10 protein-coding genes are annotated in these 12,943 nt (G+C 64.8%); 5 read left to right on the top strand and 5 right to left on the bottom strand.

The genetic code is table 11. From position 1 onward, the window contains the following. Positions 1-17: 17 nt before the first annotated feature. Positions 18-1,046: an alpha/beta hydrolase gene (locus E4K65_RS33835; protein ID WP_135177817.1), complete on the top strand. Its 1,029-nt coding sequence runs from the start codon at positions 18-20 to the stop codon at positions 1,044-1,046. 4 nt (positions 1,047-1,050) lie between these two features. Next, complete coding sequence (gene tcuB, locus E4K65_RS33830; protein ID WP_135177816.1) at positions 1,051-2,151, top strand: tricarballylate utilization 4Fe-4S protein TcuB; 1,101 nt, start codon at positions 1,051-1,053, stop codon at positions 2,149-2,151. 4 nt (positions 2,152-2,155) lie between these two features. Here the strand turns inward: tcuB and E4K65_RS33825 are convergent, their stop codons facing one another. Both E4K65_RS33825 and E4K65_RS33820 read right to left on the bottom strand, forming a co-directional pair. After that, a complete protein-coding gene (locus tag E4K65_RS33825) occupies positions 2,156-2,830 on the bottom strand; it encodes an alpha/beta hydrolase (protein ID WP_135177815.1) in 675 nt (224 codons plus the stop codon). Between the two features lie 5 nt (positions 2,831-2,835). Continuing rightward, the gene (locus tag E4K65_RS33820) at positions 2,836-6,240 is read right to left on the bottom strand and encodes an acyl-[ACP]--phospholipid O-acyltransferase (protein ID WP_135177814.1); all 3,405 of its coding nucleotides are present in this window, start codon (positions 6,238-6,240) and stop codon (positions 2,836-2,838) included. Positions 6,241-6,914: 674 nt separating this feature from the next. Between E4K65_RS33820 and E4K65_RS47780 the strand changes: the two genes are divergently transcribed. Further along, positions 6,915-7,535 (top strand): TetR/AcrR family transcriptional regulator, encoded by a 621-nt coding sequence (locus E4K65_RS47780; protein WP_209312113.1) that lies wholly within the window; start codon positions 6,915-6,917, stop codon positions 7,533-7,535. A gap of 14 nt (positions 7,536-7,549) precedes the next feature. Here E4K65_RS47780 and E4K65_RS33810 read toward each other — a convergent pair whose 3' ends face one another. The 3 genes from E4K65_RS33810 to E4K65_RS33800 form a co-directional block, all read right to left on the bottom strand. Beyond that, complete coding sequence (locus tag E4K65_RS33810; RefSeq protein ID WP_135177813.1) at positions 7,550-8,857, bottom strand: GGDEF domain-containing protein; 1,308 nt, start codon at positions 8,855-8,857, stop codon at positions 7,550-7,552. Positions 8,858-9,104: 247 nt separating this feature from the next. Then, positions 9,105-10,409 carry a nicotinate phosphoribosyltransferase gene (gene pncB / locus E4K65_RS33805; RefSeq protein ID WP_135177812.1) on the bottom strand — a complete coding sequence of 435 codons (1,305 nt, stop codon included), beginning with the start codon at positions 10,407-10,409 and terminating at the stop codon, positions 9,105-9,107. A gap of 79 nt (positions 10,410-10,488) precedes the next feature. Further along, positions 10,489-11,418: a LysR family transcriptional regulator gene (locus tag E4K65_RS33800; RefSeq protein WP_167771371.1), complete on the bottom strand. Its 930-nt coding sequence runs from the start codon at positions 11,416-11,418 to the stop codon at positions 10,489-10,491. A 95-nt stretch (positions 11,419-11,513) separates the two neighbouring features. Between E4K65_RS33800 and pcaH the strand changes: the two genes are divergently transcribed. Continuing rightward, positions 11,514-12,302 (top strand): protocatechuate 3,4-dioxygenase subunit beta, encoded by a 789-nt coding sequence (pcaH, locus tag E4K65_RS33795; RefSeq protein WP_135177810.1) that lies wholly within the window; start codon positions 11,514-11,516, stop codon positions 12,300-12,302. A gap of 4 nt (positions 12,303-12,306) precedes the next feature. Beyond that, positions 12,307-12,933, top strand: a complete 627-nt coding sequence (gene pcaG, locus E4K65_RS33790) for a protocatechuate 3,4-dioxygenase subunit alpha (protein ID WP_135177809.1) — start codon at positions 12,307-12,309, stop codon at positions 12,931-12,933. Positions 12,934-12,943: the final 10 nt, after the last annotated feature.

Below are 12,943 nucleotides of genomic sequence, written 5' to 3'. Positions count from 1 at the left end.
AGACTCTGGGAGGAACCATGTCACGCATTGCCATTGCTTCGATCGCGACGCTGCTGATCGTCGGCCACGCCCGCGCCGCCGAGCCGATCACCCTGCGCGACATGGGTTCGTTCCATGTCGGTGGGCGTCTAGTCGAAATCTCCGGCAAGCCGGTGAAGGAGGTCGTGTTCGCGCCTGGCGGCGTACCGGCCAAGGTCGATCCCAACGGCACCTATCAGGTCGAGCAGATGTACGTGCAGTATTTCCTGCCGGCGAACGAGCAGGGGGCCTATCCGCTGCTGATGTGGCATGGCGGCGGACTGACCGGCGTCACCTACGAGACCACGCCTGACGGACGCGAAGGCTGGCTGAACTATTTTCTGCGCAGGGGGTGGGCGGTCTACAATTCCGACGCGGTGGAGCGCGGACGCGCAGGTTGGGCGCAGTACCCCGACGTCTTCAAGAGCGAGCCGGTCTTCCTCACCACAGCCAATCCGTTCGAACGTTTCCGCATCGGCGACGGGCCAAATTCCTACGATCCCGATCCCGCCAAGCGCAAGGTGCTGCCGGGCAACCAGTTTCCGGTCGAGGGCTACGAGAATTTCGTCAAGCAGAACGTACCGCGCTGGACCACGACCGACGATGCGACCATCGCCGCCTACATCGCCGAGATCGATCGCGTCGGCCCCTCGGTGATCCTGTTCCACAGCCAGGCTGGCAGCTTCGGCTTCAAGGTCGCGCAAGCCCGGCCTGACAAGGTCAAGGCGCTGATTGCGATCGAGCCGGCCGGCATCGGCGATCCTGCCAGAGCGGATGCGCTGAAGAACATTCCGACCCTGATCATCTACGGCGACTATATCGAGCGCGATTCGCGCTGGCCCAAGATCCGCGCCAACGGCATCGCCTTTGCGGACGCCATCAAGGCGGCCGGGGGCAGCGTCGACATCGTCGACCTCCCGCAGGCCGGCATCAAGGGCAATTCGCATATGGTGATGATGGACAAGAACAACCTCGAGGTCGCAGCCCTGATCCAGAAATGGCTCGAGGGAAAGGGCCTGACGAAGTAAAGCCATGCACGGAACCAGAATTTTGGACGAAGCCGACCGCCTGATGACGGTCTGCAATTCCTGCCGCTATTGCGAGGGTCTTTGCGCGGTGTTTCCCGCCATGGAGATGCGCCGAGCCTTCTCCGACGGCGATCTCAACTATCTCGCAAACCTCTGCCATTCCTGCGGCGCCTGCTACGTCGATTGCCAGTTCTCGCCCCCGCACGAATTCAACGTCAACGTCCCGAAGACGCTGGCGGTCGCGCGCGCGGAGTCCTATGCGGCCTATGCCTGGCCGCAGGCGCTGTCCGGCGCCTTCGCGCGCAATGGTCTCGTCATCAGCCTCATAGCCGCGCTCAGCATGGCCGCCTTTATCTTCGGCTTTGCTGCGCTGAACGATCGCAGCGTGCTGTTCGGTGTCCATACCGGGCCGGGCGCATTCTACAGACTGATGCCGCACAATGCGATGGCCGCGCTGTTCAGCGTCGCGTTTCTCTATGCCATCCTCGCGCTGGTCATGAGCGTGCGCGCATTCTGGCGCGATATCGGCACGCCGATCGGCGGCCGCGCCGACGGCGGCTCGATTGTCCAGGCTATCCGGGATGCCGGTGAGCTGCGCTATCTCCATGGCGGCGGCGTCGGCTGCTACAACGAGGACGACAAGCCGACCGACCGGCGCAAGCTCTATCACCACCTGACGTTCTACGGCTTCCTGCTGTGCTTTGCCGCGACGTCCGTCGCGACGCTGTATCACTATCTCCTCGGACGCGAGGCGCCGTATCCGTGGTGGGATCTGCCCGTGGTGCTCGGCGCGCTCGGCGGCATCGGCCTCATCGTCGGGCCGATCGGCCTGTTCGTCGCGAAACTGCGCGGGGCGCCGGAGCTGCTCGATGAGCAACGCTACGGCATGGATGTCGGCTTCATCGCCATGCTGTTCCTGACCGGTCTCACCGGCATGCTGCTTCTGATCCTGCGCGAGACGGCCGCCATGGGACCGCTGCTGGCGCTGCATCTCGGCGCGGTGTTCGCGCTGTTCATCACCATACCCTACGGCAAGTTCGTGCACGGCATCTATCGCTTCGCGGCGCTGGTGCGCTATGCACAGGAACGGCGGACGGCGCCGTGACCCGTTACGCCGACTGAAAACGGCCTTCGCGCAGGAAGGCGATCGTCTGGGCGATCGCGGCGGCGTGACGCGGCAGCCCGGTGTGGGACGCCTTCACCACGATATGCTGGGCCATGCCGGCCAGCATCGCGCTCTGCACCGAGACCCGGCCGTCGTTGGGCTTCGGCAGGACGAAGAGGCCGGCGACGGGATCGATGAAGCGGCTTCCTGCGATCACGCCGACGGGATAGTCGATGGCGGGGAGGGTAGTCGGCGCGGTTGCAGGCGTGGTGGTGAGCTCGAGGCCGGCTGGCCCGTAGAATGCGCGGTAGGGCAGAAATCCCTGCAGGAGATCAGCGACCTCGCTGCCGCTGTTCGGCGTGCCCAGCATCACGACGCGGGCAAGCCGGGCCGGGCGGTGTCTTGCGATGTAGGCGCGCGCGACGAGGCCGCCCATCGAATGCGCGACGAAATGCAGCGGCGCGTCACGTTCGGCGAAGCTGACGATGGCCGGATGGATATCGTCCGCAAGCGCCGCGATCGGTTTGCTGCGGCTGGCATAGTCGATGTTGAGCGTCGCGAACCCGCTCGCCTGAAGCGCTCGTTCGAGCCTGGTCAGGGATGCCGAGGTGCGCGCGATGCCGTGAAGCAGAACCACTCCCGGACATCGCGCACTGCCTGTTTCAGGCGCTTTGTGCATCTGGCTTACGCCACGTCGCGCTCCGGCGCGGACGCCTGTTCACGGGCCATCGTCGTTGCCGTGACATAGTCGGTCTTGCCGCTGCCGAGCAGCGGCACCTTGTCGACCACCATGATCGCGGCGGGAACGGTCAGCTCGGACGCGCCGATCGCCTTGGCCTGGCCCTGCATCGCGCTGCGCTCGGCGTTCTTTTCCGTCGTCAGCAGCACGATGCGCTCGCTCTTGCGCTGGTCGGGGATCGACACGGCGACCGAGCCGGCCTGCGGCCACAGCGTCGCTGCGATGCTTTCGACCGCCGACAGCGAGACCATTTCGCCTGCGATCTTGGCAAAGCGCTTGGCGCGGCCCTTGATGGTGATGAAGCCGGCCGCGTCGATTGCCACGATGTCGCCGGTGTCGTGCCAGCCCTCCGCGAGCACTTCGAGCACGCCGGGATTTTCGGCCCGCAAGTAACCGAGCATCACGTTCGGTCCGCGCACCGAGAGGCGGCCGCCTTCCTCGATGCCGGGGACCGGATCGAGGCGGCTTTCCATCAGCGGCGACAGGCGGCCAACCGTGCCGGGGCGGTTGGCCATCGGCGTGTTCATCGCCAGCACCGGCGCCGTCTCGGTGACGCCATAGCCTTCGAGGATGCGGATGCCGTAGCGCTCCATGAACACCTGCCGTGTGCGATCCTTGACCGCTTCGGCGCCGGCGATCACGAGACGTAAGGTGCGGAAGTCATAGGCATGCGCCGAGCGCGCATAGCCGGTGAGAAACGTGTCGGTGCCGAACAGGATCGTGGCGCCGGTCTGGTAGATCAGCTCCGGCACGATCCGGTAGTGCAGCGGCGAGGGGTACATGTAGATCGGGATGCCGGCGAGCAGCGGCATCATCATTCCACCGGTCAGCCCGAAGGAGTGGAACACCGGCAGCACGTTGAACACCTTGTCGTTGGCGTTGGCATCGACGCGCGCCAGCGCCTGCGCGGAGTTGGCAAGGATGTTGCGGTGGGACAGCACCACGCCCTTGGGCGTGCCTTCCGAGCCCGACGTGAACAGCACGACGGCCGGATCGTTGGCCTGGCGGACGACGCGCGGCGCTGTGCCTGCGTGCAGGCCCTTGATCTTGTCGGCCATCCCGATCGAGGCGCGGACGTCCTCGAGATAGACGACGCGCGCCTCCGCGGAGATCGCGGCCATCAGCTTGTCGAGCTTGCCCTTCTCGATGAAGGCCTTCGACGTCAGCACGGTCTTGACCTGCGCGGCCTTCATGGCGGCGAGGACGTTGACCGGGCCGGCGGAGAAGTTGAGCATTGCCGGGACCCGGCCGATGTTTTGCAGCGCCATGAAGACGACGGCGACGCCCGCGGAGTTCGGCAGCAGCACGCCGACATTCTCGCCGACGGAAGTGCCGTTCTCCAGCTTCCGGCTCAAGACCTGCGCGCCCAGGATCAGCTTGCGATAGGTCAGCTTGGTGCCGAGCGCGTCTTCGATGATGACCTTGCCGGTGTCGCGGTCGCGATAGGCGTGTCCGAGCGCTTCGAACAGCGAGTGATCGAGCATGGCGTTCTTGACGAGAGCGTCAATCATCACGTCCTGGAGAGCGGCGCCGGCGGCATTGCGGCGCGCCTTGCCCTTCAGCGACGGATCGACCGGCAGCTTGACTGGCGGCAGGATCGTGACCGTCACCCGCGGAAACCACGAGCGCTTGATCTGGCTGCCGTCGAGGTAGCTGAGATGCGAGCGCTGCGCGCCTTCGATGCGGACGGGCACGACCACGGCGTCGGCCTTGTCGGCGATCATCGCGGTGCCGTCATAGACCTTCATCAGCGAGCCGGAGACGGTGATGCGTCCCTCCGGGAAGATGACCACCGGTTCGCCGGCGGCAACCAGCTTGATCAGGTCGCGCGCGGCCAGCGGCTTGGTCGGGTCCATGGTGTAATGCTTGACCACCCGCAGGAACGGCTTGGCCCACCAGGCCTTGGAGATGCCGGTATCGACCGCGAAGCTCGCGTCGATCGGCAGCACGGCGTGCAGCAGCGGGCCGTCGATCAGGCTGACATGGTTCGGCGCGATTAGCATGCGCGTGCCTGGAGGCGGCAGGTTCTCGAGCCCGCGAACCTCGGTGCGGAACAGCGCGCGGAACAAGAGCGCGCCGAAGTCGCGCACGCCTTCCTTGCCCCACTTGGTCAGCACGAACCACACCGCGCCGAAGCTGGCGGCGCCGAGGCCGAAGAAGATCCAGCCGATATGGAGGCCAGTCGCCTGCAACAGCGCGACGAACAGCGAGCCGACCACCATGAAGGCGGCTTGCAACACGTTGCCCGCGGCGATGATGCGAGCGCGCTCGGACGGTGCCGACCAGGCCTGCACGGCGGCGAAGGACGGAACGACGAACAAGCCGCCGCCGAATGCGAAGGCGACGAAATCGATCAGCATGCGCAGGCCGGCGAACGAGGTTGCGAAGTCCAGCGCGGCGATCTCGTGTCCCTTGCTGGTCACGCCGATGGCCCAGGCGAGGTCGAGGCCGGCAAACCCCATGATGATGGCGCCGATCGGCACCAGCGCGAGGTTCGGGCGAACGTGGCTCAGTTGCGCCGCGAACAGCGAGCCGATGGCGATGCCGATCGCGAAGATCGCCAGACACAGCGTCACCACGCCTTCGGTGCCGCCAACGACCTCCTTGACCAGCGCCGGCAGCAGCGACAGCACGATGGCGCCGACCAGCCAGAACCAGGAGACGATCACGGTGCCGTCCCACAGCCGCTTGTCCGCGTAGAGCGTCTTCAACAGGCCGAGCGTCGAGGTCCAGGGATTGGCGTTGACGGGCAGATCGGGCGCGGAGGGCGTCGTCTGCGGAATGCGGGAAGCGAAAGCCCAGGACAATAGCGCCAGCACGACCACGGCCGATGCGACCCAGCCCATATGGGCGGAGCCGGCCACGAACTGGCCGCCGGCGACGGTGCCGAGCAGGATGGCCATGAAGGTGGCGCCTTCGACCAGCGCGTTGCCGGTCGCGAGCTCGCCGAGCTCGAGCTGGTCCGGCAGCATGGAATATTTCACGGGGCCGAACAGGGCGGCGATGATCCCGAACAGCGCGAGCGCTGCGAACAATAGCGGCACCGAGTGCAGGAAGAAGCCGGCGGCGGCGAAGCAAGCGGCGAAGATCTCGGCGAATTTGAGCCGTCTTGCGACGACGGATTTGACGTATTTGTCGGCGAGCTGTCCGCCGAGCCCGGACAGGATGAAATAGGGGAAGATGAAGACGGCGCCTGCCACCGTCACCAGCGCATCGCCGTGGCCGGTCGCTGCACTGTAAAGCAGGATGATGACGAGTGCGTTCTTGAGCACATTGTCATTGAGCGCCGAGAAGAATTGCGCCCAGAACAGCGGCGCGAAGCGGCGTGACGACATCAATTCCCTGATCATGACTAGTCCTGTTTTGGAAAGGCAGCCTGAGGTTGTTTCGGTGGCGGTGAAAGCGTCACGACCGGAAGGGCATGGGACGAACGATTGCAGAGTGACGATTGTCGTCGGCCTGCCTCTGTCCCCTCGATCCCTCCGATCCTGTTGGTCTCCTAATGGTCTCGTTAGGTTCGCAAATTTCCGGTTGCGGCCGCGTCGGCTTTGGGTGGGAGCGCCGCGCTGACCCGGATATGCGACGGGCCGTGAGCAAAAACTGAACCGTACCGGTAAGGCCCACGACATCGGCTGCGAATGTCGGCAAATGGTAAGTCCTTCATTGCAGCCATTTCTTGCATTCGAACCGCTTCGCGGCGCGCGTCTCAGGTGAGATGGGCGAGGTGGCGAAAGGGCGAGAAGCGACCAAGCAGGCTGAACCTGCGGCCTTCACGACGGACGCGGCTACGGTTGGCGCGCCACATCCGGAAGGTCGCGCGGCGCTCGGCGAGCACGCCGGCAATGTCGCAGGCGTTTGCGATGCGATCGATCGGCGTCATCGCGAGCTTGAGGGCGGCCCGGCCAAGGCCGGTCACGAGGGCGGCGGCGTCATCGATGAAAGTGGTGACGATATCAACAGCGAGGGTTTGCATTTTGCAGGTCTCCGGGTTAAATTGAACAATGTTCACATTGGTAGCTTGAAAATGAACAATGTTCAAGAAGAAACGTTGCGGGACCAGAAAAAAAATCGCCGCCGGGTCCAGATCCTGGAGATCGCCCGCGGCATCATTGCCACTAAGGGCTTGAGATCACTCAAGGTTCGGGACGTCGCCGAAGCCGCCGGCTGCTCCGTCGGAAGCGTCTATAACGAGTTCGGTGACTTCGACGGGGTGATCCTGACCGTCAATCGGGAGACGGTTCAGGCGCTCACGGAGCGGCTTGCCGGGGTTCCGGCCGAGGATCCGGTTCGCCAGCTCTACGGGCTTGCCGAGACCTATCTGGAGTTTTTCGCGGAGCACGCCAATTTGCTGCGTTCGCTGTTCGAGCATCGGATGGAGGACGATCGCCCCTATCCGGACGACATCCTTCAGATGGTGATGGACGCCTTCGCGCTGATGCACCCGCCTCTGGTGCGGCTGCTACCGGATGCGGATGACGTGAAGATCGCGCTGCTGTCGCGCACTCTGTTTTCCGCGGTGCACGGCATCATCTCGCTCGGTCTCGAGGAGCGCATGGTGGCGGTGCCGCCCCAGTTGCTGCGCCAGCAGGTTGAGCAGTTCCTCGACGCGCACCTCGCGGGCCTCGGGATTCTGCCTTTGCGGTGACAGGGCGAGCAGCCTCAGGCGCGTGCAGCTTCGCGTGGTCGTGCTGCAATGAGGACGACGTCGGGCCGCACTCCATCGACCTGAACCCGGTTGCGTCCCTTTTCCTTGGCGCGATAGCAGGCGGCATCCGCGCGTCGCATCGCGTCCTCGAGCGTGGTGTCGCGGTCGGTGATGCAGGTGATGCCGATGCTGGCGGTCACTGCAAAGCAGCGATCGTCCCAGGCGAAGCTGAACAGCTCGAGCGATCGCCGCAGCCGTTCGGCGATGTCGGCTGCGTCGAACGGCGAGCACTGCGGCAGGATCAGGCCGAATTCGTCGCCGCCGAGCCGGGCCACCAGATCATGCGGCCGCCGGTCCTGTTGCAGGAGGCGCGAGACCTGGCAGAGCAGGCGGTCGCCCGCTAGATGGCCGCAGCTGTCGTTGACGTTCTTGAACTGGTCGAGGTCGAGCAGGATCAGGCCCAGCGAGGCTGCCGCAACATTGTCCAGCTCGCCTTGCAGGCGGGCCTCGAAGGCGCGACGGTTGGCAAGGCCTGTCAGCCAGTCGTGCGAAGCCTGCCAGGCCAGGCGCTCCTTCTCGGCATGCAGGGCATCCTCGAACGCCTGTCGTTGCAGCACCAATCGCCGGGTGTGCCAGATCAGGAGCAGGATCAGCGTCAGGGCGGTGACGATGTTGATGCAGGTCAGCATCAACTTGATCGCGCGGGAGCCTTCGCCCAGGACCGTGGAGAAGCGGTTCGCATGCACCGTGAACTGGGTGTTGAGCTCCGAGAGCCGAGACGACAGGAATTGCAGGCGGCTGCCATCCCGAACCGGGCCGTTCTCCAGCTCCGACCGGATGACCTCGCCGAACACGCTCAGCTCCAGCAGCATGGGATCGGTGGCGGCCCACTCGCGGATGGCTTCCTGGAGGAAGCTGACGCGATTGAAATAGCGAAACAGCCAGATCAATCCCGGAACGTCATCGGGATGGTTGCCGCCCTGCAGGAAGCCGATGCGAGCGGCCTCGACGTCGACCGGATCGCGCTCGAGCGCCCAGCGAGCGAACTCGTCGCCGATGGGAACGGCGAGCGAGGCCTGGTATTGCGCGAACTGGCTCTTGTCGCCCGAATGCAGATAGCGATTGAGGAAATAGACGGCGTTCTTCTGCGAGCGCGACCATAGCGCTTCTCCCGCGACATAGGCGCGGACCGATGACATCACCTCGAGGCTGAATCCCGCAATCGTCGCCTGAAGGACGACGACCATCACGAAAGGCGAGACGAGCTTGATGACGTGAAGGAAGCTGTGTCCCTTCGTCGACGTCGATGTTCTCCGAAACACCCTCAGTTCCCCAAATCGATCAACGACCCCAGCGGAGTGTAGCGCCTGCAACGCCAAGTAGAGGAGATGGTTGCTTAACTCGACCTGAAAGAGACGAGGGACTGCATCGCAGGGTGAAGGCGTCGTGAAGTGGATGCGTGCAGATCGTTGCAAATGCCGACAAGCCGGAACCTGTGCGGCATCGGCGAACCAATGCCTCGCATTCGTCCTGCGCGGTTTACTTGATCGAGAGAGTTGGGGGCCGGTGCTAGACCAGCACCGGCTTGCGTACGCGGCCGACGTCGCCGAACACCCGCAGGTAACGCTCGATTTCCGAGGGGAGGCCGGTCGCCTTCTCCGGATTGTCGGAGAGCTTGACGGCCGGATGGCCGTCGGCCGACGACACCTTGCAGACCAGCGAGATCGGATCGAGATTGAATGAGCCGTCCGGGGTGCAGCCGACGAAGTCGTTGGTGAGGTTGGTGCCCCAGCCGAAGGAGAGCCGCACGCGGCCGGTGAAGTGGTGATAGGTCTCCTCGATCGAGCCGACGTCCATCGCGTCGGAAAAAACGAGCAGCTTGTCCCTGGGGTTGCGACCCTTCTTCTCCCACCAGGCGATGATCTCCTCGCCGGCCTGGATTGGCGGCGCGCTGTCGGGGCGGAAGCCGGTCCAGTCGGCGACCCATTCCGGCGCATCGCGCAGGAAAGCTTTGGTGCCGAAGGCGTCGGGCAGCGCGATCAGCAAATTGCCGCCATAGGTCTGACGCCACTGGTCGAGGATGCGATAGGGCGCCCAGCGCAACTCCTCGTCGTCCTTGGCGAGCGCGGCCGCGACCATCGGCAGCTCGTGGGCGTTGGTGCCGATGGCCTCGAGATCGTTGTCCATCGCGAGCAGCACGTTGGACGTGCCGATGAAGGAGGGGCCCAGGCCTTCCTTCACCGCCTCGACGCACCAGCGCTGCCAGAGAAAGCCGTGACGGCGGCGGGTGCCGAAGTCGGAGAGCCTCAGGTTCTCCAGTTTGCGCAGCCGCTCGACCTTGGTCCACAGCTTGGCCTTGGCGCGGGCGTAGAGCACGTCCAGCTCGAAGCGGCCGCGGCCCTTGATCGCCGCGCGCGAGCGCAGCTCGTTGAGGATCGCGAGCGCCGGAATCTCCCACATCGTGGTGTGGGTCCACGGCCCGTGGAAATGTATTTCGTACTGGCCCTCGACCTTGCGCAGCTCGTATTCGGGCAGGCGGAATTCGGCGAGCCAGCGGATGAAATCCGCCGAGAACATGTGGGTCTTGCCGTAGAAGGTGTTACCGGCAAGCCAGATCAGCTCTTTCTTGGTGAAGCGGATGGTGCGGGCATGGTCGAGCTGGGCGCGCAGCTCGCCCTCGTCGATGATCTCGGCGAGCCGCACATGGCGCGAGCGATTGATGACCGAGAAGGTCACCTGCCGATCCGGGTAATCCTCCCGAATCATCTGCAACATCAATAGCTTGTAAAAGTCGGTATCGAGCAGGCTGCGGATGATGGGATCCAGCCGCCAGCTGTGATTGTAGGTCCGGCTCGCAATATCGGTCACTGTCATGGGGCAATTCTAGCGTGGCTGCCGCAAGGCAACCAGTGGGTTCGGCGGAGGGCAGGCTTCCGCGAACCGTGACCGAGGCTCAGTCTCCGGCGGCCGTCGCCGCCACGGTCTCGAGCTGGCTCCTGATCCAGCGATGGGCCGGGTCCTTCTGGTAGCGCTGGTGCCAGACCATGAACATCGGCAGCTCGGCAAGCGTCCGGGTGCGCGAGGCCAGCGGTATCAGCGTTTGCGCGAAGCCCTGCATGACGCCGGACGCGAGCAGGCTCGGCATGCTCGCGAGCATCTGCGAGCCGCGCAGGAACGACGGCACGCCTGAAAAGCTCGGCACGGAGATGGCGATGTCGCGGTGGAAGCCGTTCGCCGCCAGCCGGCGGTCGAAGTCGAGCCGCTCATTGTCGGTATAGACGACGGTGATGTGGCGCGCTGCGAGATAGGCGCTGCGGCCGGCGGGCGCCGCGCGTGCCTTTGGATCGAAATAGCAGACGTAGTGATCGCTGAGCAGGCGCTTCTGCACGATGTCGATGCCGGATGGCGGCAGCGGCGTGATCAGGAGATCGCAGCGGTTCTCGCGCAGCATCGCGGGCGAGGGCGATTGCGAGGGGATCACGCGCAGGTTCAGGCCCTTCACCTGGCTGGCGACATGGCCGAAGAAGCGCGGCAGCAGGAGATCGCGCTGGAAGTCGTTGGCGGCGACCGTCAGCGAAAGCTGGGCCTGCGCCGGCTCGAAGCTGACGCCACCGGCAAAGCTGCGCATCTCGTCGATCAGTGCCCGCGCCTTGCCGGCCAGCGCCTGCGCATGTGCGGTGGCGACGATGCCGCGGCCCGACTTGGCGAACAGCGGATCGCCGGCGATCCGCCGCAGCTTGTTCAGGGCGTGGCTGACCGCGGATTGCGTCAAGCCGAGACGTGTGGCGGCTGCCGTCACCGAACCTTCCTCCAGCACGGCCAGGAACAGTTCGAGGGCATGGCCGTCGAGGGCCAAATGATCGATTTTCTTCATGGAATTCATTATAATCGATCTATTTATCTTGAGAATAGACCGTCCCATGATCTCCCGATAAGCCGTGCGCCCGGACCGGAGCGCCCAAGGGAGAGACAACGCCGATGAATGCCCAGGCGCCAGCCTTGCGGGATCCCCGCCTCAACCGCCCCGAGCCGTTCACGCCGCCGCTCGGCGATGGTGGCTTCTTCCAGCGCGATCGCTCGATCCATCCGCCGGCGCATGCGCCCGGCTACAAATCCTCGGTGCTGCGCTCGCCGCGCCAGGCGCTGTTGTCGCTGGAGAACTCGGTCTCGGAGATCACGGGGCCGGTGTTCGGCCACAACGATCTCGGCCCGCTCGACAACGACCTGATCCGCAACTACGCCAAGGACGGCGATCCCGTCGGCGAGCGCATCATCGTCCACGGCCGCGTGCTGGACGAGACCGGCCGTGGCGTTCCCAACACGCTGGTCGAGTTCTGGCAGGCCAATGCCGGCGGCCGCTACCGGCACAAGAAGGACACGTATCTGGCGCCGATCGATCCGAATTTCGGCGGCTGCGGCCGCGCGCTGACCGACGACACTGGCTATTACTATTTCCGCACCGTGAAGCCGGGCCCCTATCCCTGGCGCAACTACGTCAACAGCTGGCGTCCCGCCCACATCCACTTCTCGGTGTTCGGCTCGGGCTTCGCGCAGCGCCTGATCACCCAGATGTACTTCGAGGGCGATCCCCTGATCCCGGTCTGCCCGATCCTGACGACGATTCGGGACAAGGATGCGCTCGACCGCCTGGTCGCGCCGCTCGACCTCAACGCCTCGACGCCGTTCGATTCGCTCGCCTACCGTTTCGACATCGTCCTGCGCGGCCAGCGCTCCACCTATTTTGAAAATCGCACCGAGGGGAACTGAGCCAATGCCGCAACCGCTCAACTATCTCAAGGAAACCGCCTCGCAGACCGCCGGCCCCTACGTCCACATCGGCCTGATCCCGGCCATGGCCGGCTTCGATATTTTCGAGAAGAACTTTTCCAACGTGCTGGTGACGCCGAACACGCAAGGCGAACGCATCACGCTGGAAGGCAGGGTGCTCGATGGCAGCGGTACGCCGCTGCGCGACGTGCTGCTGGAAATCTGGCAGGCCAATGCGGCCGGCCGCTACAATCATCCGGCCGACCGCTCGGCCGGCGCGCTGGAGCAGGAGTTTCGCGGCTGGGGCCGCGCCGGCTCCGACTTCGACAGCGCGCTCGTGACCTTCGAGACCATCAAGCCCGGCGCCATCACCGACAAGGCGGGGCGCAAATGTGCGCCACACGTCAATGTCTGGATCGTCGCGCGCGGCATCAATATCGGTCTCAACACGCGGCTCTATTTCTCGGATGAAGAGGCCGCCAACGCCGCCGACCCTGTGCTCAACCTGATCGAGCAGCCGGCCCGGCGCAAGACACTGATTGCCACGCGAAGCGAGCGCGCCGGCAAGGTCGTGTATTCCTTCACGATCAATTTGCAGGGGCCCGAGGAGACCGTGTTCTTCGACGTCTGAGAGTCGGGCG

The sequence above is a fragment of the Bradyrhizobium niftali genome, from assembly GCF_004571025.1.
Lineage (GTDB): Bacteria > Pseudomonadota > Alphaproteobacteria > Rhizobiales > Xanthobacteraceae > Bradyrhizobium > Bradyrhizobium niftali.
Note: the sequence above shows the minus strand (reverse complement) of the source record. Positions and strands in the feature narration are given on the sequence as shown.

Bases quoted from the DNA above. Each gene is read 5' to 3' on its own strand.
- E4K65_RS33835 (WP_135177817.1), top strand. From the start codon at position 18: ATGTCACGCATTGCCATTGCTTCGATCGCGACGCTGCTGATCGTCGGC.
- tcuB (WP_135177816.1), top strand. From the start codon at position 1,051: ATGCACGGAACCAGAATTTTGGACGAAGCCGACCGCCTGATGACGGTC.
- E4K65_RS33825 (WP_135177815.1), bottom strand. From the start codon at position 2,830: ATGCACAAAGCGCCTGAAACAGGCAGTGCGCGATGTCCGGGAGTGGTT.
- E4K65_RS33820 (WP_135177814.1), bottom strand. From the start codon at position 6,240: ATGATCAGGGAATTGATGTCGTCACGCCGCTTCGCGCCGCTGTTCTGG.
- E4K65_RS47780 (WP_209312113.1), top strand. From the start codon at position 6,915: ATGAACAATGTTCAAGAAGAAACGTTGCGGGACCAGAAAAAAAATCGC.
- pncB (WP_135177812.1), bottom strand. From the start codon at position 10,409: ATGACAGTGACCGATATTGCGAGCCGGACCTACAATCACAGCTGGCGG.
- E4K65_RS33800 (WP_167771371.1), bottom strand. From the start codon at position 11,418: ATGAATTCCATGAAGAAAATCGATCATTTGGCCCTCGACGGCCATGCC.
- pcaH (WP_135177810.1), top strand. From the start codon at position 11,514: ATGAATGCCCAGGCGCCAGCCTTGCGGGATCCCCGCCTCAACCGCCCC.
- pcaG (WP_135177809.1), top strand. From the start codon at position 12,307: ATGCCGCAACCGCTCAACTATCTCAAGGAAACCGCCTCGCAGACCGCC.